Source organism: Streptomyces sp. NPDC003042 (assembly GCF_053591315.1).
Genome location: NZ_JBSFTP010000042.1, coordinates 40254 through 60100 on the forward strand (window position 1 = coordinate 40254; position 19847 = coordinate 60100).

Sequence of the window (19847 nt, forward strand, 5' to 3'; positions counted from 1 at the left end):
GGCGCCGCCATCGACCGCTCCCGGTCGGTGGCGGCGCTTTCGCCGTGCGCGAGCGGGGCGCACCGGACCGCGACCGGACCCGGCCGGGTGGACGAGCGCGGACGTGACACGTGTCTCCCGGAGCTTGCGGCAGGGGGCTGTCCCGGCCGGGCCGATCACGAGATATCTTGATGTCGAGCAATGTTGCAGACGAGAGACGCAGACTGTGGAGCGGAGCATCCGGTGACTGACTCGACCATCATCTACACGCACACTGACGAGGCCCCGGCCCTCGCGACGTATTCCTTCCTGCCTGTGGTCCAGGCTTACGCGTCGACGGCCGGTGTGAATGTCGAGACCCGTGACATCTCCCTGGCCGGTCGGATCATCGCCAGCTTCCCCGACCGCCTCCCGGAGGGCCAGCGCGTCGCCGACGCCCTCGCCGAGCTCGGCGAGCTGGCGAAGACGCCCGAGGCGAACATCATCAAGCTTCCCAACATCTCGGCCTCGATCCCGCAGCTGAAGGCCGCGATCGCCGAGCTCCAGGGCCAGGGCTACGCCCTCCCGGACTACCCGGACGACCCGAAGAACGACGCGGAGCGCGAGGTCCGCGCCCGCTACGACAAGGTCAAGGGCAGCGCCGTCAACCCGGTCCTGCGCGAGGGCAACTCCGACCGCCGCGCCCCCGCCTCGGTGAAGAACTACGCCAAGGCTCACCCGCACCGCATGGGCGCCTGGAGCCCCGAGTCGAAGACGAACGTCGCCACCATGGGCGCCGAGGACTTCCGCTCCACCGAGAAGTCCACCGTGATCGCCGAGGCCGGCACGCTGCGCATCGAGCACGTCAGCGCCGACGGCGTCACCACCACGGTGCTGCGCGACTCCGTACCGGTCCTGGCCGGTGAGGTCGTGGACGCGTCCGTCCTGCACGTCGACGCCCTGCGCACCTTCCTGAACGCGCAGATCGCCCGCGCCAAGGACGAGGGCGTGCTGTTCTCCGTGCACCTCAAGGCCACGATGATGAAGGTCTCCGACCCGATCATCTTCGGCCACGTGGTCCGGGCCTTCTTCCCGAAGACCTTCGCGCGGTACGGCGAGACCCTCGCCGCCGCCGGCCTGTCCGCGAACGACGGCCTCGGCGGCATCCTGAACGGTCTCGCCGCGCTGCCCGAGGGCGACGCCGTCAAGGCCTCCTTCGACGCCGAGCTCGCCGAGGGCCCCGCCCTCGCGATGGTCGACTCCGACAAGGGCATCACCAACCTGCACGTCCCGAGCGACGTCATCGTCGACGCCTCCATGCCGGCCATGATCCGCACCTCCGGCCACATGTGGGGCCCCGACGGCCAGGAGGCCGACACCCTCGCCGTCCTGCCGGACAGCAGCTACGCCGGTGTCTACCAGGTCGTCATCGACGACTGCCGCGCGCACGGCGCGTACGACCCGTCCACCATGGGCTCGGTCTCGAACGTCGGCCTCATGGCGCAGGCGGCCGAGGAGTACGGCAGCCACGACAAGACCTTCGAGGTCGCCGCCGCCGGCACCGTCCGCCTCGTCGACACCGCGGGCAACGTGGTCCTGGAGCAGCAGGTCGCCAAGGGCGACATCTTCCGCGCCTGCCAGACCAAGGACCTGCCGATCCGCGACTGGGTCAAGCTCGCCGTCACCCGCGCCCGCGCCACCGGCGACCCGGCCGTCTTCTGGCTCGACGAGACCCGCGCGCACGACGCGCGGCTCATCGCCAAGGTCACGACGTACCTCGCCGACCACGACACCGAGGGTCTGACCATCAAGATCCTCTCCCCGGTCGAGGCCACCGCCTTCTCCTTGGAGCGCACCCGCCGCGGCGAGAACACCATCTCGGTCACCGGCAACGTGCTGCGCGACTACCTGACCGACCTCTTCCCGATCCTGGAGCTGGGCACCAGCGCCAAGATGCTGTCGGTCGTCCCGCTGATGAACGGCGGCGGCCTCTTCGAGACGGGCGCCGGCGGCTCCGCCCCGAAGCACGTGCAGCAGCTGGTCAAGGAGAACTACCTGCGCTGGGACTCGCTCGGCGAGTTCTTCGCGCTGGCGGCCAGCTTCGAGCACCTCGCGACGACCACCGGCAACGCCCGCGCCCAGGTGCTGGCCGACACTCTGGACCGCGCGACCGGCACCTTCCTCAACGAGGACAAGTCGCCGAGCCGCAAGCTGGGCGGCATCGACAACCGCGGCAGCCACTTCTACCTCGCGCTGTACTGGGCGCAGGAGCTGGCCAAGCAGACCGAGGACGCCGAGCTGGCGGCCTCCTTCGAGGCCCTCGCCAAGACGCTGGCCGAGCAGGAGCAGACCATCGTCTCCGAGCTCATCGCCGTCCAGGGCTCCCCGGTCGACATCGGCGGGTACTTCCGGCCCGACCCGGCCAAGGCCGAGGCGGTCATGCGCCCGTCCGCGACCCTGAACCAGGCGCTCACGATCCTGGGCTGACGCCGCTGATCCGCACCAGCACCATGGGTCCGCCCCGGCCGGCATCGCGCCCGGCCGGGGCGGACCCGTATGCGGTGTTCATCCACAGCGGCGGTGTTCCGTCAGAGGCGGTGCACCCGTCCCTGCCCGACGGCCAGCGGGTACGGCCCGGCGGCCAGGATGCGCAGCCCGGGCGCGACGGCGAGCAGCGCGCGCAGCCATGACAGCGCCTCGCCGGTCAGCCGGTCGCTGTCCTCCAGGACGAGCAGCATGTCCCGCTCCGCGAGCCACGAGGCGGCGTTCGCCGTCCCGCACGGCAGGAAGGGCATGCCGGGTACGCAGCCCAGCGCGCCCACCAGCTCCCGTACGCCGCCTTCACGGGCGACGGTGACGACGGCGGCGCCGTCGCAGAAGTTGGACGCGAGCCGCTGCGCGATGTCCCGCACCAGCAGGCTCCGGGGCTCCCGGGAGCGGCCGGTGACGGTCAGGACGCGGCCCCGTCGAACGGCGGTGAGCAGCACGGACAGTTCGGTGGGCGTGGCCGGCAGCGTCCCGGTGGAGCCGGGGCGGCCGGTGGAGCCGGGCGGGCCGGTCGGTCGGGGTTCCCCCATCATCACGATGCCCCCCCATTGCATGCGTGACCCAGTGCGGCAAGAGGGTTGTTTCGAGCCGCATGCCGACGATTATGCGCCAATTCCAGCGCATCACCAGGGGAATGTCGTATTCCGCCGAATGGCCCGTGCCGCCCGGTGATCACATCAGTTGCCCGGAGAGCGGCCGGCCGCCACCTGCGATCGGATCGGCGGCCGGCCGGCCGGTGAGGAGGATGACCAGGCCGCCGATGACGACGGCGACCGAGCCGGGTGCGCGACCCGGTGGCGGTCAGGCGGTCAGGCGGTCAGGTGGTCCAGGTGGTCCAGGCGGTCCAGGAGGGCCGGTGCGGCGGTCCGGGCAGGCGCGGCGGTTCGGGCGGGGAGGCCGCCCCCCGCGTCCGCGCCGCGTGGTGACGTAGCAGGTCCTCCTCCTTGTACCGGCCGCACTTGGCGTGCCACTCGGCGATGCCGGCCATCCACCACTTGAGCTCCTCGACCGTGCGGTCCAGGGCGGAGCGGGCCGCGGCGTCCAGCCCGAAGTCCTCGTACATGACCGGGAACTCCTTCTGCGCCACGTGCTCGAACTGGCGCATCCGCGACGTCATCAGATCGTTCGCGACGCGCAGCGCCGTCGGGTAGTCGCAGTCGAAGAACGTCTCCAGGACGAGCACGAAGTTGTGCAGCTCACCCTCGAACTCCACCTCCTTCTGGTACGAGTACACGTCGTTCATGACGGCCGAGTAGTCGAAGGCGGCCTGCTCCAGGGACCGCATGGCCGAACTCTCGTACACCTCCTGGGGGACGACGTCCATGTGCGCCAGCCGCGAGAGCACGCTGGTCATCGGTGAGCCGAAGGTCAGCCGGCGCATCTCCAGGTAGTCCACCGGATCCGGCACCCGGTTGTGGAACTGGTTGTCCAGCTCCCAGTGCCAGCTGCTCAGCATCAGCTCCACGCCACCTCGGAACAGCTCTCGGTGCCGCTTCGGCATCGGTCCGGCCGTGCGCCGCCACAGGTCGGCCAGCGCGCGTTCCAGCGCGTTGGCGGGGACCGGCGGCGCGGCCAGGTCCAGCGGCATGCAGCCGCGCAGCCGCTCGGTCTGCGCCTTGGCCCCGGCGAGGTCCCGCCGCGCCCCGAAGACCAGCGGATAGGCGTCGTCGCCGTACGTGCCCCAGCTCAGCCAGCCCGCGCTGATGTCCAGCACCTCGGGTGACGCCTCGGGGTCCATGCCCGCCGAGCACAGCGCGAAATCGTAGTCCCTGGCCTTCTCCTCCCACCACATCCCCTCGTCGAAGAACCCCATCGCCCGGTTCCACTCGATGAGCCGTTCCCGGGCGCCCTCCAGGTGCGGATTGAGCACGTTGTGCAGCGGCAGGTAGAACTCCGGGATGACCGAAGGCCCCACCGGGTGCGGCGTGTTGCCGTACTGCCGCGCCCGGCGGGCACCGCCCGTCAGACCCAGCAGTGCCTTGATGTTGGCGCCGGCCGTGCCCAGCCCGGAGGGGCCGGTCGGCAACCCGGGCACGTCCGCCGCGGCCGCGGCGCCCGCGCGCTTGTTCATGTACCGGCTGGAGCGCATGTGCCACTCGTGGCCACCGGACTGCCAGTCCTGGAGTCCCCGGGCGTAGGTGAGCACGGCCAGGATGTCGGCCGGGCCGAGGGCGTGTTCCGCGAACAGGGCGGGAAGTTCGGTGAAGAAGGTGTTCTCGAACTGCTGGAGCCGGGAGGTGAGCATGTTGTTGAGCTGGTCGGCCGCCTCCTGGGTGGTGCAGCCGAAGAAGGTCTCCAGGACCAGCACGCCGTTGCTGAGTTCCCCCTCCTTGCCGATCTCCCGTTCGTAGGAGAAGAGGTCGTTGCGGAAGTGCACCGAGTCGGCGAAGCAGTCGCGCAGGACGCGCAGCGCCCGCGCGCCGGAGACGCGGACCGGGACCTCGGCGCCCACCGCGTGCTCGATGAGCCCCGCCGACCAGGGGGCGCCGCCCACCTTGCGGCGCTGTTCGACGTACTCCATCGGATTGGAGACGCGGCCGATGGCGATGTTGTCCAGCTCCCACAGCGATTCGTTGAGGAGGTTGCGCGTGCTGACGGTGAAGCGTTCGATCCAGTCCGCCGAGTGGCCGGGGACCGTACGCCGCCACAGGTCGGCCAGGCCCGCCTCCACGGGGTTGGCCGCATCCGGCAGGGGCGCGGCCGGGTCGGCGGGCATGAACAGGGCCAGCCGGTCGAGGGCGTCACGGCCCGCGGTGCGGTTCCCGGAGTGCTTGAAGAGCTCCAGGAACCAGTCGTCGAAGAAGAACACCCACACGTACCAGTCGGTGACGAGGGACAGCATCGGTCCGTCGCACTCGGGGTGCGTGTAGGCGCACAGCAACGCGTAGTCGTGCGCCTCCAGGTCGGCCGGCTCCCACACCCCCGATCCCTCCAGCATCCCCAGGTCCGCGGCCCAAGCGCGGCTGTGGGTGCGTGCCTCCTCCAGGTGGGGGTTGAGGCGGGCGGGGTGCGGGAGATAGAACTCGGGCAGCTCGAAGGGTTGTTGGTGCTCGTGCTCGTGCTGTTGCTTCTGGTCGGCGCTCATGATCCGGCCCTCAGTCGTCGAAGCGGGCGATTTCTACGTTCTCCAGCACCCCGACGGCGTCCGGCACCAGGATCGCCGCCGAGTAGTAGGCGGTGACCAGGTAGGAGATGATCGCCTGCTCGTTGATGCTCATGAACCGGACGGACAGGCCGGGCTGGTACTCGTCCGGGAGGCCGACCTGGTGCAGGCCGATGACCCCTTCGTTGTCCTCGCCGGTCCGCAGGACGAGGATCGAACTGGTGCGTTCCTTCGTCACCGGGATCTTGTTGCAGGGCAGCAGCGGGACCCCGCGCCAGGTGGGCAGCCGGTGGCCGTGGAAGTCGATGCTCTCCGGGTAGAGGCCGCGGCGGCTGCACTCCCGGCCGAAGGCGGCGATGGTGCGGGGGTGGGCGAGGAAATACTGCGATCCACGCCTGCGGCTGAGGAGTTCGTCCATGTCGTCGGGGGTGGGCGGGCCGGTGCGGGCGAAGATCCGCTGCTCGTAGTCGGCGTTGTGCAGCAGACCGAACTCCTGGTTGTTGATCAGCTCGCTCTCCTGGCGTTCCCTCAACGCCTCGATCGTGAGCCGCAGTTGCTGCTCCGACTGGTTCATCGGCTGGTTGTAGAGGTCGGCGACCCGTGAGTGCACGCGCAGGACGGTCTGCGCGACGCTGAGTTCGTACTCCCGCGGCCTCAGGTCGTAGTCGACGTACGTGCCCGGCAGCCGGATCTCGCCGGTGTGGCCGACGGACAGGTCGACCGCCTCGCTGCCCCGGCGGCCGAGCCGCTCCGCCTCCAGATAGGCGTCGGCGTGCCGGCGCAGGGCGGGGGAGCGGTCGAGCGCCGCCGCCCAGTCGTTCCGGTTGTAGGTCATCGTCACCACGTCGGTCAGTGCCCGGGCCGTGAACTCCCACTGGGAGTCGGGAGCGGGGTGGTGGCCGAAGTGGTCCCCGTCGCTGAGGACGCCGAGGCTGGCCTCGTCCCCGTAACTGCTGCTGGCGAGCTGTTCGATGCGGCCGTGGGCGATGAGGTAGATCTTGTCCACGGGCTCGCCGCGCCGGACGATGACATCGCCCTTGCGGAACTCCTCCTTGACGAACCGGTCGGCGATCGACTTGACCACCTCGTCGTCGGGGAAGTGCCGGAGCATGCCGAGCTCGCGCAACATGGCCGGGATGACCTGGAGTTCGGTCCCCGTCTTCACGAAGCTGATGCGGCCGTCGCCGAGGGTGTAGCTGACGGTGCGGTTGACGCGGTACGTGCCGCCGCCCGTCTGGACCCAGGGGAGGATCTTCAGCAGCCAGCGGGAGCTGATGCCCTGCATCTGCGGGGCCGACTTGGTCGTGGTGGCCAGCTTCCGGGCCGCCTCGGTACTGAGGCTCTGGCGGGCGGTGGCGGGCTGCTCCGCGGTGGCGCTCTCTTCGGTGGTCGGGTCGACGGACATGGCGGGCCTTCCTCTCGGTCAGTCGTGCGGGGTGGTCGCGGTGTCGGTGTCGGCGTCGGCGTCGGCGGTGAGTCTGAGCGCCTCCTCCAGCAGGGTTTCGACGATCCGGGACTCCGGTACGGTCTTGATCACCTCCCCCGGACGAAGATCCGGCCCGTCCCGTTGTCCACCTGGGCGTGTCCGGGGGAGGGACAGGAGACGATCTCCAGACGGCGCGGGCGCCGATGCCGTCGGCCGGCGGCACGCCGAAGGCGACGGCGGACTTGATGGTGCCCCGCGTCAGCGGCCCGCCCTCGGTGACGCCGGGACGCAACGGGTAGTCGCAGGCCGCGACCGGGTCCGCCACCGTCCGGCGGACGCGGCACGGACAGGTCGGCACGGTTCAAAGGGACGGCCTCCTGTGGGGGTCGAGCGGGGGGACCGGCATCGGCGCCGGCGGGTACGGGCGTGCGGGTGGTGTCGTACGGGTCGCACGGGCAGGGGCGCGCGGCATGCGGCGCGCGGGAGCGAGCGGCGGGAACGGTCCCGCTCCACCGTGATCTCCAGTGCTCCCGCACGCCCGGGGGTCGCTGTGTGACCGTGTCGCACGGTGTGCACAGGTCTTAGTTAGGGGCAGGAAGGCCCCACCCGGTACGTCCGCTCCCACCCCACCCTGTTGAATGTCGGGCCGATGTTGAAACGGTGGACACGTGTACGACTTGGGCGGTTCTGATGGCCAAGCGTGAACCCAACGGACGACTCCGCACCCTTCTCGCCGACGCCCGCTGGAGCGGGCAGGACTTCGCCCGCGCCGTCAACGGCGTGGCGGCCGAGACCGGCCTCACCCTTCGCTACGACCGGACCTCCGTCTCCCACTGGCTGGCCGGCACCCGGCCGCCCGCCCACGTGGTCGCCCTCGCCGCCGAGGCACTGAGCCGGCGCACCGGCCGCCGGGTCAGCCCGGCCGACACCGGACTCGCGCGCTCCGGGGCGCGCCGCCGGGCCCGGGAGCGACCCGCGTCCGACGATGCCGGCACGCCGGAAACCACCTCGCGGACGCCGGGCCGTGACGGGCCCTTGGCAGCGGACTTCGGGGCCGGGCTCTTCGGCGAGGTCCCCGTCTACTCGTCCTCCTGGCGGCCGGGCGACGAGCCGCCGACGCCGACGCCGACGCCGAGTCCGGTCCCGGCCCCGGCCCCGGCCCGGGCGTCAGCCCCCGGGGCGCCCGCGTACGAGGCGCCGGCGTCCGGGGCAGCCGCCTCCGGGGCCAGGCTCGGGCAGCACCACGTAGCCGCCGCCGAGGCGCTGCTGCCGGTCTTCCGCAACGCCGACATGATGTTCGGCAGCGGCCATGTCCGGCCCGCCGTGACCGCGTACCTCACCACCACGGTCGCCCCCTGGCTGCGCGCCGACGCGACGCCCGCCGTGCGCCACCGGCTGCTGGGCGCCGCCTCCCGGCTGGCCTGCACGGCGGGCTTCCTGTGCTTCGACGGCAACCAGCAGGGCCTGGCCCAGGCCTACTACCGGGCCGCGCTGCGGCTGGGCCGGGAGGCGGGTGACCCGCAGTGCCACGCACCCGCGCTGCGGGCCATGAGCGTGCAGGCCCACCATCTGGGACACCGCAGGCAGGCCTGGGAACTGGCCGAGGCGGCGGCCCGCGAGGCGACCCGGCTTCCGGGCATCCAGGCCGCGTGCGTCATCGGTCAGCTGGCCGTGACCGAGGCGGCCTGCGGTGACCGGCGCGCGGCGATGGCGCATCTGGCCAGCGCGCAACGGTTGTTGGAGCGTGCCACGGGGCAGCAGGCGGCGACCGGGGACTACCACCGAGCGGCGCTCCACCACCAGGAGGCGGAGGTGCTGGCGGCGCTGGGCGATACGCGGGGCGCGATCTCCGCGCTCTCCGCCTCGCTGCGCCACCGGCCGGCCGCCGAACGCCGGGCCCGCGCGCTCACCGCGGCGCGGCTGGCCGAACTCCAGCTGGAACTGGGACACGTGGAGCGCGCCTGTGCCACCTGGCACGAGCTGCTCGACACCGTGGCGCAGCTGGAGTCGGCCCGGGTGGGCGACGCCCTGCGCCGACTGCGCGGCCGGCTGCACGCGGTGCGCGGCAACCGCAGCGCGCGGGCGCTGCTGGCGCGGGTGGGAGCCCTGCCGTAGGGAGGGAGCGGACGACGGCCGGCGGGCGCGGCTGAACGGTCGTGTCAGTGGTCCGCCGGTACCCCGTGGTAGCGGGGGCTGGTGGCGTGCCACTCCTTGGCGCCGCCCATCCAGTTCCAGACGCCTTCCAGGAAGCGGCCCAGCAGCGGCGAGCCGAGTGCGGCCAGGGCGGCCGACTCCGCCTCGACGGTACGCATGACGTCGTCGTGGATCGCGGCCGTACGGTTCACCGCCTCCTGGAGCGAGCAGCCGTCCTCGGCCGCGATCAGCTGGGGGAGGTTGCTGTCGGCCGGGCCCTCGCGGGACATCGAGTAGAGGTCGTTGAGCAGGCAGGTGGCCACTCCCGCGTACATGTACGTACGCCGCACCCGGGCGTCCGCGAACTCGTGCGCCGGCACCTCGTAGCCGCCGAGCGGGTCGGTCAGAGCCATGCAGGGGAAGAAACCGTTCTCGTACCGGTGCATCAGGTACTCCCAGACCGGCGGCCGGCGCCCGGACATCCGCCACTGGGCCTCCTGCCCGTACCCGACGAACATCACGGCCAGCTGGTACCGGAGCCGGGTCACCTGGGTGGGGGAGGCGAACCGGCCGAGATGGTCGAGGGCGGTCCGGAAGGCGCGCAGCACCGGCTCCGACTCCACCATCTCCTCGAACTGCCGGGCGTAGCGCGGCGGCATCCGCACCGGGTCCACCACGGCGTGGGCCATCGCCGTCCGCAGCCCCACCAGTCCCGGGTCGGCGTCCTCGCCCGCGTCGACCCAGTGGTCGTCGACGGACCACTCCGCAAGCCCGCACTTGGCCGCGGCCAGCAGCCGGTCCGGGTCGTCGCAGTCCGGGTGCGCGAGCATCATCAGCCGCCCGAAGTGGCAGGAGCGGAGCATCTCCAGCCGGCCCCGGTAGATGCCGGTCTCGTCGGCCCACTCGACGAGCCGCTCGTTGACCACGTGCGCCAGCGCCGGATCGTCCCGTACGGCATCGGGGCAGTACAGGGGCGGTACGACGATCCGCGTGCCGGGCTCGGCGGAGCCGGAGTCGCGCGGGGCGCCCGGCGGCTCGGGCTCGCCGGCCCGTGACGCCGGACGGACGGGCAGCCACCCGCCCGTACCCAGGCCGGTGCGCCCGCCCAGGAGACGGGTGAGGTCGAGGTCGACGTGGTCCATGGGGGCCTCCCGCTGAGTCGGCATCGCATCCATGGAGCGGCGTCGGCGGCCCGTCCCGGAAGTCCGGTCGCCCGACGGGGTGTTGAAATCGACGTCGCCGTTGAAAGTCTGGACACCCGTCCGTATTCCGGCGTCGGGTACCCGCCGCGAGCGGAAGTTCGTACTCGCGTCCACCGATTCAACCATCCGGGATTTTCAACACGTGCCCGGTCCCGTCCGGCTATCACGCGTGACACCTCACAGGTCACGGTATGCGGTGCAGCAGACGCTTGACGCGTTACCCGAGACCGGGAGGACCTCGCAATGACAGCAGAGGCGCAGCCACCCCTGGACCCCGCCGCCGACGAGCGGCAGCTGAGCCTGAGTACGGCCGCTGCCCGCAACCTCGCGACAACCACCAAATCCCTCCCCCAGATGCAGGGCGTCAGCTCGCGCTGGCTGCTGCGCATGCTGCCCTGGGTGCACCTCGGCGCCGGCACCTACCGGGTGAACCGCCGCCTGAGCCACGCGGTCGGCCGCGGCCGGGTCTCCTTCGTCCAGACGGGCGCCGACCACGTGCGGATCCTCGCCCCCACCCTCGCCGAACTGCCCACCCTCAAGGGCTACACCGATCCCCAGGTGCTGACCGAGCTCGCCGCCCTCTTCGTCCAGCGGGACCTGCGCGCGGGTGACGTGCTCGTGGAGGCCGGGGCGCCGGTCGAGGAGGTCTTCGTCATCGCCCACGGCCGCTTCGAGAAGCGCGCGCCGGGCAAGTACGGGGTCATCGACCTGCTCGGGGTGAGCACCGACGGCGACCAGCTCGGCGAGACCGCCCTCGGCCAGGCCGATCCGCACTGGCTGCACACCGTGCGGGCCGCCACCGCGGGCACCGTGATGGTACTGCGCTGGAGTTCGTTCCAGGAGGTGCTGGACCGCTCGCCGAGCCTGCGCACACACCTCGAGCAGTACGTGGCCAACGGCGCCCGTCCCGTCAACCGGCGCGGCGAGGCCGACATCCGGCTCGCCTCCGGCCACGCGGGCGAGCCGCAACTGCCGGGCACCTTCGTGGACTACGAACTGAGCCCGCGCGAGTACGAACTCAGCCTCGCCCAGACGGTGCTCCAGATCCACACCCGCGTCGCCGACCTCTACAACGACCCGATGAACCAGTTCGAGCAGCAACTGCGCCTGACGGTCGCGGCGATGCGCGAGCGGCAGGAGTCGGAGCTGCTCAACAACCGGGAGTTCGGGCTGCTGCACAACGCCGAGTACGAGCAGCGCATCAGCACGTGGTCCGGTCCGCCCACCCCGGACGACATGGACGACCTGCTCTCCATGCGCCGGGGCACCGCCTTCTTCCTCGCGCACCCGAAGGCCATCGCCGCCTTCTTCCGCGAGTGCAACAAGCGCGGCATCACCGTCGACACCACCCTGGCGAACGGCAAGCAGGTGCCGGCCTGGCGCGGCGTCCCCGTGCTGCCCTGCGGGAAGATCCCGGTCGTCGGCGGCCACACCAGCTCCATCCTGGCGATGCGCACGGGCGAGGAGAACGAAGGGGTCATCGGCCTGCGCCCGGCGGCCGTCCCGGAGCAGATCGAGCCGGGCCTCAACGTGCGCTGCATGGGCATCGACCGGAAGTCCGTCATGTCCTACCTGGTCAGCGCCTACTACTCGACGGCCGTCCTGGTCCCGGACGCCATCGGGATCCTGGAGAACGTGGACATCGCCGGCGGCCGCTCCTGACCCCGCCCGTGAGCCCCACCGCCCGCACCGCAAAGGAGTCGAAGATGACCACCTCCCACCGGACCGCGGAGTCGCAGGAGTCACAGGAGTCAGAGGAGTCGCCGCCGGCGGCCACCGCCGCCGCCGTCCTCGACAGCCTCTACCAGCGGTCCGTCGCCGACTACTGGAACCGGGAGCAGAACCCGGTCAACCTCCGCCTCGGCGAGGTCGACGGCACCTACCACCACCACTACGGCACCGGGGACGCCGACTGGTCCGTCCTGGAGGGTCCCGAGGAGGGCCGCGACGACCGCGTCATCCGCGAACTGCACCGCCTCGAAGGCGCGCGGGCGGACCTGCTCGCCGCCCAGCTCGGCGAACTCGGTCCGCGGGACCGGGTGATGGACGCCGGATGCGGCCGGGGCGGCGGCAGCTTCGTGGCCAACCTCCGCTACGGCTGCCAGGTCGACGGGATCTCCATCTCGGAGTCGCAGGTGGCCTTCGCCAACGATCAGGCGAAGCGGCGCGGGGTCGGCGACCGGGTCCGCTTCCACTTCAAGAACATGCTCGACACCGGCTTCCCGACGGGCTCCATGAGTGCGATCTGGAACAACGAGAGCACCATGTACGTCGAACTCGCCCTCCTCTTCGCCGAACACGCCCGCCTTCTGCGCCGCGGCGGCCGGTACGTGACGATCACCGGCTGCTACAACGACGCCTACGGGCTGCCGTCGCGGGCCGTCAGCGAGATCAACGCCCATTACATCTGCGGCATCCACCCCCGCAGCTCCTACTTCAGGGAGCTGGCCGCCCACCGTCTGGTCCCGGTGTCCGTGGTGGACCTGACGGCCGCGGCCATCCCGTACTGGGAGTTGCGCGCCAGGTCCTCGCTGACCACCGGCATCGAGGAGGCCTTCCTCGACGCCTACAAGGGCGGCAGCTTCCAGTACCTGCTCATCGCCGCCGACCGGGTCTGAGGAGTGCGGCGCGCGAGACGAGGCGCGTAGTCACTCTGGTCCCGGTGACGTACGTGCGGCGGCCCCGCTCCCGGTGAACAGTTGTCCGGGGGCCGGGAATCGGCTCTACTGCTGGGAGCCCCGGCAGCGGGGCATATTCCAGGGAGGGGCGCCACGATGAGAGCGGACCGGCGAGCGGACCGGCGGACCGACGGGCGGGCCCTGCCCTTGTCGCACCGGCGCCGCCCGGGTTTCCGGGGGCCCAAAGCCCTGCTGACCCTGCTGCTCTCCGGCTTCCTGCTGGTCGGCGTCTGCGCCGCCGCAGGCATCGCCTGGGACCCCTTCACGGCCGGGGCCCGGCAGGACCGGTCGGCGCCCGGCCTCGACGTGTCCTCGTCCACCGGCCCCGGTCACGGCGCGGCACCGGACGCCTCCGGCACGACCGCCGCGCCCGGTGAGGGCAAGGGCCAGAGCAACGGCAAGGGCAACGGCACCGGCAACGGAAAGGGCACGGCCACACCGCCCGGAACCTCGCGGGGGCAGGTCGACACGGGCGGGCCGCGGCCCGCCGGCGCCCTGCCCTTCGACATGCCCCAGCCGGCCGCGCTGCGCTCCGGGGCCGCGGGCAAGAAGCTGGTGTTCGCCCACTACTTCACTCCGTACCCGCTCTCCCTGGACAACGCGAGCGCCGACGCCGACTACTACACCCGCAACTACCTCGATCCGGACGGCGAGAGAGGCAAGCACGAACGGTACGGCGGCCTGCTGCGCGACCGCCCGCTGCCCGTCCAGCCCAAGGACGGCGACTGGGAGCTCGCCAACCTCCAGCAGGAGGTGCGCACCGCGCGCGGCGCCGGCATCGACGGCTTCACCCTCGACCTGCTCTCCCTCACCGGAAGGAACTGGGAACGCTCCAACCTCCTGATGGAGGCGGCCCGTTCGGTGGACCCGGCCTTCAAGGTCATGCTGATGCCGGACATGACCTCGCTCAAGACCGACGACCCCGGTGTGCTCGCCGACGCCCTCGCCGCCCTCGGCAAGGCCCCCTCCGCCCACCGCCTCGGTGACGGCCGGCTCGTCGTGTCCCCGTTCAAGGCCGAGCAGAAGAGCGTGGCCTGGTGGACGCGGGTCATGGACCTCCTCACGTCCCGGCACGGCATCCGTACCGCCTTCGTCCCGCTCTTCCTCGACTTCGACGCGCACCACCAGGCGTTCGCGCCCATCAGTCACGGGTTCTCCGAGTGGGGCAGCCGCAGCTACGTCGGCCAGGAGGGCGCCGCGCGCGACATCCAGCGGGCCCACGGGGCGGGCAAGATCTGGATGCAGCCGGTGTCGGTGCAGGACGCCCGCCCGAACCAGGGCGTCTACGACGAGGCCGGCAACACCGCGACGCTGCGCTCCACCTGGACGCACGCCATCGACGACGGCGCCGACTGGGTGCAGCTGACCACCTGGAACGACTACTCGGAGAGCACCCAGTTCGCCCCGTCCCTGCACAACGGGCACGCGTACCTGGACCTGAGCTCGTACTACCTGACCAAGTTCAAGACGGGCAGCTGGCCGAAGATCACCCGGGACACCCTGTACCTGACCTCCCGAACCCAGTTCGCCGGCGCCGACCCGACGGGCGACCAGTCGCTGGTGATGGCCCTGCGCCAGGGCAGTGCGGCCCCCCGGGACACGGTGGAGGTGCTCAGCTTCCTGACGCAGGCCGGGACGGTGCGTACCGCCGTCGGCTCCGCCGAGGACGAGCACGAGGCGCCGGCGGGGGTCCACTCCGAGCTGCTGCCGCTGAAGCCGGGCACCAGCTCGGCCGAGGTGGTGCGGGGCGGGAAGGCGGCGGCGCAGGTGGAGCTGGCGTACCGGGTGGAGTCGAGGGTGGAGGTGCAGGACCTCCAGTACTACGCGGCGACCAGCGGCCGGGGTTCGTAGGGCTGGGGCATGTCCTGCGGCAGGCCACCCTGGCGTGATCGGCCCTTCTGGGCCGCCCGCCGACCCCGCGTGATCCGGTAGACGCACACCGCGTAGTACGCCATGTGACACACCAATGTCACACGCCCCGGAGGCACCGATGACCGCGCCGTCCGCGCCGCCCGCCTTCCCCGGGGGCCCCGCCCGGCCACCTGAAGGCCCTGGGGGGCCTCAAGGGCGCCTGAGCAGGTAGGTGTCCATGATCCAGCCCTTGCGGGTGCGGGCCTCGGTCCGCAGCTCCTCGATCCGGCCGGCGACCTCCGCGAGCTTCCCCGAGACCAGGATCTCGTCCGGCGTGCCGACGTAGGCGCCCCAGTAGATGAAGAGGTCCTGGTCGAGGTGGGCGGTGAAGGCGTGCCGCGCGTCCAGCATCACCACCACGTCGTCCACGTCCTGCGGCCAGCTCTCCGCCAGCCGCCGGCCGGTGGTGATCTGGACCGGACGGCCCACCCGGTTCAGGTTGGTGCGGTGCCGGGCCAGCAGCGCCGACACACTGCTGATGCCGGGCACCACCTCGTGCTCGAAGGCGACGCGGCCGTGCTCCAGCACCTCGTCGAGGATCGCGAGGGTGGAGTCGTAGAGCGAGGGGTCGCCCCAGACCAGGAACGCACCCGTCTCGCCCTCGGCCAGGTCCTCGGCGATGAACCGCTCGAAGATCGCGGCCCGCGCGCTGCGCCAGCCGTCCACGGTCGGGGTGTAGTCGGCGGGGGTCCGGTCCCGGTCCGGGTCGCGGCCCTCCACCAGCCGGTGGCCGGGGCGGGCGTGCGCGTCGAGCATCCCACGCCGCAACCCCGTCAGGTCCGACTTCTCCTCCCCCTTCTCCAGGATGAGGAATGCGTCCGCCGCGCCGATCGCCTTGACCGCCTGGAGGGTCAGGTGGTCCGGGTCGCCCGCGCCTATGCCGATCACTGAGAACTTCTTCACCGGGCTATTCTGCCTGTCATGCGTGTCGCCCTGTTCGTCACCTGCGTCAACGACGCGTTCTACCCCCGGACCGGCATCGCCGTCGTGCGCCTGCTGGAGCGCCTCGGTGTCGACGTGGACTTCCCGGCCGCCCAGAGCTGCTGCGGCCAGCCGCAGTACAACACCGGTTACCGGCGCGAGAGCGAACCGCTGGTGCGCCGTACCGCGGAGGCCTTCGCCGGCTACCCGTACGTCGTCACCCCGTCCGGATCCTGCGCCGCGATGATCCGCGAGCACTATCCGCGCATCGGCCGCAAAGCGGCCCAGGAGGGGCGGGGCGACGCGCTCGCGGAACTCGTCGCCGATCTCGTACCGCGCGTGTACGAGCTGACCGAATTCCTGGTCGACGTACTGGGCGTGAGCGACGTGGGTGCGTACTTTCCGTACACCGTCACCTATCACCCGTCATGCCACGGTATGCGCAGCCTCCGCCTCGGCGACCGCCCCCGCCGCCTGCTGGAGGCCGTCAGAGGCCTGGAACTGGTCGAGCTGCCCGGCGCCGAGGAGTGCTGCGGCTTCGGCGGCACCTTCGCCCTCAAGAACCCGGACGTGTCGGCCGCGATGGGCACAGACAAGATCCGCAGTGCCCGGTCCACGGGCGCCGAGGTGCTGTGCGGCGCCGACAACTCCTGCCTCGCCCACCTCGACGGCACCCTGCGCCGCTCCGGTGTCCCGCTGCGGACCCTGCACCTCGCCGAGATCCTGGCCGCGACCGAGGAAGAGCCGGTGCGATGACGAAGCCGACGGGTACCTACCTGGGCATGCCCGCCTTCCCCGCGGCGGCCCGCGAGGCCGTACGGGACGAGGTGCTGCGCGCCAACCTGCGCCACGCCACCCACACCATCCGCGACAAGCGCGCCCGCGCCGTCGCCGAACTGGCCGACTGGGACCGGCTGCGCGAGGCCGGCAAGGCGGTCAAGGACCACACCCTGCGTCACCTCGACCACTACCTGCTCCAGCTGGAGGAAGCGGTGACCGCCGCCGGTGGCACCGTCCACTGGGCGGTCGACGCGCAGGAGGCCAACCGGATCGTCACGGAACTGGTCCTGGCGACCGGACAGCGCGAGGTCGTCAAGGTCAAGTCCATGGCCACCCAGGAGATCGGCCTCAACGAGGCCCTGGAGGCGGCCGGGATCGCCGCCTACGAGACCGACCTCGCCGAGCTCATCGTCCAGCTCGGCCACGACCGCCCCTCCCACATCCTGGTCCCGGCCATCCACCGCAACCGGGGCGAGATCCGCGACATCTTCCGCTCCGAGATGGGTGGTTGGGGCCGCGCCGCGCCCGAAGACCTGGACGACGACCCGCGCTCGCTCGCCGAAGCCGCCCGCCTCCACCTGCGCGAGAAGTTCCTGCGCGCCGAAGTCGCCGTCTCCGGCGCCAACTTCATGGTCGCCGAGACCGGCACGATGGTCGTCTTCGAGTCCGAGGGCAACGGCCGGATGTGCCTGACCCTGCCCGAGACCCTGATCTCGGTCGTCGGCGTCGAAAAGGTGGTGCCGACCTTCCGCGATCTGGAGATCTTCCTCCAGACGCTGCCGCGCTCCTCGACGGCCGAGCGGATGAACCCGTACACGACCATGTGGACGGGCACCACCGACGGCGACGGGCCCACCGCCTTCCACCTCGTCCTCCTCGACAACGGCCGCACCGACACCCTCGCCGACGAGGTGGGCCGCCAGGCCCTGCGCTGCATCCGCTGCTCCGCCTGCCTCAACGTGTGCCCCGTCTACGAACGCGCGGGCGGCCACGCCTACGGCTCCGTCTACCCCGGCCCCATCGGCGCCATCCTCAGCCCCCAACTGCGCGGCACCGCCGACGAGATCGACGCCACCCTGCCCTACGCCTCCACCCTGTGCGGAGCCTGCTACGAGGTCTGCCCGGTCGCCATCGACATCCCCGAAGTCCTCGTCCACCTGCGCGAACGGGTCGCCCAGGGCGGCCCCGTGACCCGGGGCGGCATCCGCGTCCGCATCCAGCCCGCGCGCGGCCACGCCGCCGAACGGGCCGCCCTGCGCGCCGCCCGCCTGCTGCTCGACCACCCGGGCGCGCTGCGGGTCGGCCAGCGGCTGCTGTCCCGGGCCCGCCGCCTGCGCCCGCGCCGGCTCCCGGGACCGGGCCGGGCCTGGACCGACACCCGCGAACTGCCCCCCATCCCCGCGGAATCCTTCCGCGACTGGTGGACCCGCGAACGGGAAAGGCCGCAATGAGCAGCAAGGACCGCATCCTGGCCCGCATCCGCCGGGCGGTGGCCGACCCGGGCCTCGCCGCCCCGGACCCGGAGGCGCAGATCCCCCGCGACTACCTCCGCGTCCACGGCGCCCGCACCCCCGCCGAGAGCGCCGACCTGCTGGCGGCCAACCTGACGGAGTACCGCGCGAAGGTGCACCGTACGAGCCGCGAAGCCCTCCCGCGCCTCCTCGCCCGGCTCCTGGCCGAGCGGGGCGCGCGCACGGTCCTCGTCCCGCCCGGCCTGCCCCCCTACTGGCTCGCGGCGGCGGACCCCGTCCTCGTCCACGACCGCGCCGAGTCCACCCCGTACGAACTGGACCGGATCGACAGCGTCGTCACCGGCTGCGCCCTGGCCGTCGCCGAGACCGGCACGGTAGTCCTCGACGCCGGACCGGACCAGGGGCCCCGCCGCATCACCCTCGTCCCCGACCACCACATCTGCGTGGTCCGCGTCCCGGACCAGGTGGTGGACTCGGTCCCGCAGGCCCTCGAACGCCTTGACCCCACCCGCCCGCTGACCTGGATCTCCGGCCCGTCCGCCACCAGCGACATCGAACTGGACCGGGTGGAGGGCGTCCACGGACCCCGCACCCTCGAGGTGGTCCTCCTCGCCGCACAATGAGGCAATGCCCTCCCACATCGCCCTCACCGCGCTCGTCGTCCACGACTACGACGAGGCCATCGACTTCTACACCCGCGCCCTCGGCTTCGACCTCGCCGAGGACACCGCCCGCCCGGACGGGTCCCGCTGGGTCGTCGTCCGCCCGCCCGGCGCGACGGAGTCCGCCCTGCTGCTGGCCCGCGCCAAGGACGACGCCCAGCGCGCCCGCGTCGGCGACCAGACGGGCGGCCGGGTCGGCTTCTTCCTCCATACCGACGACTTCGGGCGCGACCACGCCCGGATGACCGCCGAAGGCGTCCGCTTCCTGGAGGAGCCGCGCCACGAGACGTACGGCTCCGTCGCCGTCTTCGAGGACCTCTACGGCAACCGCTGGGACCTACTCCAGCCCGCCGCCGAGTAGCCGGGGAGCCTCGCCGACGGCGTCCACCGCCGCCCCGCCGTCCACCCGGTCGGCCAGCTCCCCGGCCCACCGGACCAGCCCCGCCACGTCGATCCCGTACGCCTCGTCCACCCCGGCGAGTGAAGCGGCCCCCCGCCGCAGCAGCCGGGCCCCGCCGACCGCGTTCCCCCGGGCGGCGTGCGTCAGACCCACCGCCAGCTGCGCCAGACCCCGCCACAGCGGGGCGGCGGCCGGGGGCCCCGACTTCCAGGCGTCCTCGAAGACCTCGTGCGCGTGGAACGGCATCCCGGCGTCCAGCAGCCGCTGCGCCTCGGCGACCGTCTCGGCGGGGGAGCGCACCACGCCTTCGGGCTGCCGCCCGACCCCGGCCGCCCCGTACGGCAGCGGCCGCCCCAGCCCGTCCCTGGGCCGCGCACTGCGCGCCCGCCCCTCGTCATCCCGGTCCCGTGCGTTCACCGGGCCATCCTCCCCCGCGCCGATCACCCGTGCACGTACACCCCCCGCTGTGGGGTAATGTTCTGCATGTGCCCGCCGCGAGGGGGAAACCCCAGATGGAAGCACACGCAGGGCACAACGGGACGTGGCGCAGCTTGGTAGCGCACTTGACTGGGGGTCAAGGGGTCGCAGGTTCAAATCCTGTCGTCCCGACTCGAGAGAGTCGCATCGAGGGGCCGTTTTGGAGCAATCCAAAAC

Annotated in this window: 15 protein-coding genes, 1 tRNA gene and 1 pseudogene; 10 read left to right on the forward strand and 7 right to left on the reverse strand. The window is 72.0% G+C overall.

The features are described from left to right. Positions 1 to 222: 222 nt before the first annotated feature. Positions 223 to 2445 carry an NADP-dependent isocitrate dehydrogenase gene (locus ACWDYJ_RS21015; RefSeq protein ID WP_451567089.1) on the forward strand — a complete coding sequence of 741 codons (2223 nt, stop codon included), beginning with the start codon at positions 223 to 225 and terminating at the stop codon, positions 2443 to 2445. 101 nt (positions 2446 to 2546) lie between these two features. Here ACWDYJ_RS21015 and ACWDYJ_RS21020 read toward each other — a convergent pair whose 3' ends face one another. The 4 genes and pseudogenes from ACWDYJ_RS21020 to ACWDYJ_RS21035 all read right to left on the reverse strand — a co-directional run. Further along, positions 2547 to 3038 (reverse strand): hypothetical protein, encoded by a 492-nt coding sequence (locus ACWDYJ_RS21020; RefSeq protein ID WP_451567090.1) that lies wholly within the window; start codon positions 3036 to 3038, stop codon positions 2547 to 2549. Positions 3039 to 3322: 284 nt separating this feature from the next. Continuing rightward, positions 3323 to 5590 carry a terpene synthase family protein gene (locus tag ACWDYJ_RS21025; RefSeq protein ID WP_451567091.1) on the reverse strand — a complete coding sequence of 756 codons (2268 nt, stop codon included), beginning with the start codon at positions 5588 to 5590 and terminating at the stop codon, positions 3323 to 3325. Between the two features lie 10 nt (positions 5591 to 5600). Beyond that, positions 5601 to 7013 (reverse strand): family 2B encapsulin nanocompartment shell protein, encoded by a 1413-nt coding sequence (locus ACWDYJ_RS21030; protein ID WP_451567092.1) that lies wholly within the window; start codon positions 7011 to 7013, stop codon positions 5601 to 5603. Positions 7014 to 7031: 18 nt separating this feature from the next. Then, positions 7032 to 7341 (reverse strand): annotated as a pseudogene (locus ACWDYJ_RS21035) (hypothetical protein); the annotation flags it as partial. A 383-nt stretch (positions 7342 to 7724) separates the two neighbouring features. Between ACWDYJ_RS21035 and ACWDYJ_RS21040 the strand changes: the two are divergent. Next, the gene (locus tag ACWDYJ_RS21040) at positions 7725 to 9149 is read left to right on the forward strand and encodes a hypothetical protein (RefSeq protein ID WP_451567093.1); all 1425 of its coding nucleotides are present in this window, start codon (positions 7725 to 7727) and stop codon (positions 9147 to 9149) included. 44 nt (positions 9150 to 9193) lie between these two features. On the opposite strand, the gene ACWDYJ_RS21045 is transcribed toward ACWDYJ_RS21040, so the two are convergent. Then, positions 9194 to 10309 carry a family 2 encapsulin nanocompartment cargo protein terpene cyclase gene (locus ACWDYJ_RS21045; protein WP_451567094.1) on the reverse strand — a complete coding sequence of 372 codons (1116 nt, stop codon included), beginning with the start codon at positions 10307 to 10309 and terminating at the stop codon, positions 9194 to 9196. 303 nt (positions 10310 to 10612) lie between these two features. Between ACWDYJ_RS21045 and ACWDYJ_RS21050 the strand changes: the two genes are divergently transcribed. The 3 genes from ACWDYJ_RS21050 to ACWDYJ_RS21060 all read left to right on the forward strand — a co-directional run bounded on the left by ACWDYJ_RS21050 (position 10613) and on the right by ACWDYJ_RS21060 (position 14898). Beyond that, positions 10613 to 12031: a family 2B encapsulin nanocompartment shell protein gene (locus ACWDYJ_RS21050; protein WP_451567095.1), complete on the forward strand. Its 1419-nt coding sequence runs from the start codon at positions 10613 to 10615 to the stop codon at positions 12029 to 12031. A 44-nt stretch (positions 12032 to 12075) separates the two neighbouring features. Continuing rightward, positions 12076 to 12987, forward strand: coding sequence for a geranyl diphosphate 2-C-methyltransferase (locus ACWDYJ_RS21055; RefSeq protein ID WP_451567096.1), 912 nt, complete (start codon positions 12076 to 12078; stop codon positions 12985 to 12987). A gap of 156 nt (positions 12988 to 13143) precedes the next feature. Further along, positions 13144 to 14898, forward strand: a complete 1755-nt coding sequence (locus ACWDYJ_RS21060) for a glycoside hydrolase family 71 protein (RefSeq protein WP_451567097.1) — start codon at positions 13144 to 13146, stop codon at positions 14896 to 14898. A gap of 210 nt (positions 14899 to 15108) precedes the next feature. Here ACWDYJ_RS21060 and cobF read toward each other — a convergent pair whose 3' ends face one another. Next, positions 15109 to 15861: a precorrin-6A synthase (deacetylating) gene (gene cobF / locus ACWDYJ_RS21065; protein WP_451567098.1), complete on the reverse strand. Its 753-nt coding sequence runs from the start codon at positions 15859 to 15861 to the stop codon at positions 15109 to 15111. 18 nt (positions 15862 to 15879) lie between these two features. Between cobF and ACWDYJ_RS21070 the strand changes: the two genes are divergently transcribed. The 4 genes from ACWDYJ_RS21070 to ACWDYJ_RS21085 are packed head-to-tail and all read left to right on the forward strand — an operon-like array spanning position 15880 to position 19154. After that, a complete protein-coding gene (locus ACWDYJ_RS21070) occupies positions 15880 to 16635 on the forward strand; it encodes a (Fe-S)-binding protein (protein WP_451567099.1) in 756 nt (251 codons plus the stop codon). Beyond that, entirely contained in the window at positions 16632 to 18110 is a 1479-nt protein-coding gene (locus ACWDYJ_RS21075) for a lactate utilization protein B (RefSeq protein WP_451567100.1), read from the forward strand. Before ACWDYJ_RS21070 ends, ACWDYJ_RS21075 begins: the two co-directional genes overlap by 4 nt. Further along, on the forward strand, positions 18107 to 18754 hold the full coding sequence (locus ACWDYJ_RS21080; RefSeq protein ID WP_451567101.1) for a LutC/YkgG family protein: 648 nt from the start codon (positions 18107 to 18109) through the stop codon (positions 18752 to 18754). Before ACWDYJ_RS21075 ends, ACWDYJ_RS21080 begins: the two co-directional genes overlap by 4 nt. A 4-nt stretch (positions 18755 to 18758) precedes the next feature. Beyond that, complete coding sequence (locus tag ACWDYJ_RS21085) at positions 18759 to 19154, forward strand: VOC family protein (RefSeq protein WP_451567102.1); 396 nt, start codon at positions 18759 to 18761, stop codon at positions 19152 to 19154. On the opposite strand, the gene ACWDYJ_RS21090 is transcribed toward ACWDYJ_RS21085, so the two are convergent. Then, the gene (locus ACWDYJ_RS21090) at positions 19131 to 19610 is read right to left on the reverse strand and encodes a DUF309 domain-containing protein (RefSeq protein ID WP_451567103.1); all 480 of its coding nucleotides are present in this window, start codon (positions 19608 to 19610) and stop codon (positions 19131 to 19133) included. The genes ACWDYJ_RS21085 and ACWDYJ_RS21090 overlap by 24 nt on opposite strands. A 118-nt stretch (positions 19611 to 19728) precedes the next feature. Here ACWDYJ_RS21090 and ACWDYJ_RS21095 point away from each other — a divergent pair. Further along, positions 19729 to 19802: transfer RNA gene (locus ACWDYJ_RS21095), tRNA-Pro, on the forward strand. The last annotated feature ends 45 nt before the right edge of the window (positions 19803 to 19847 follow it).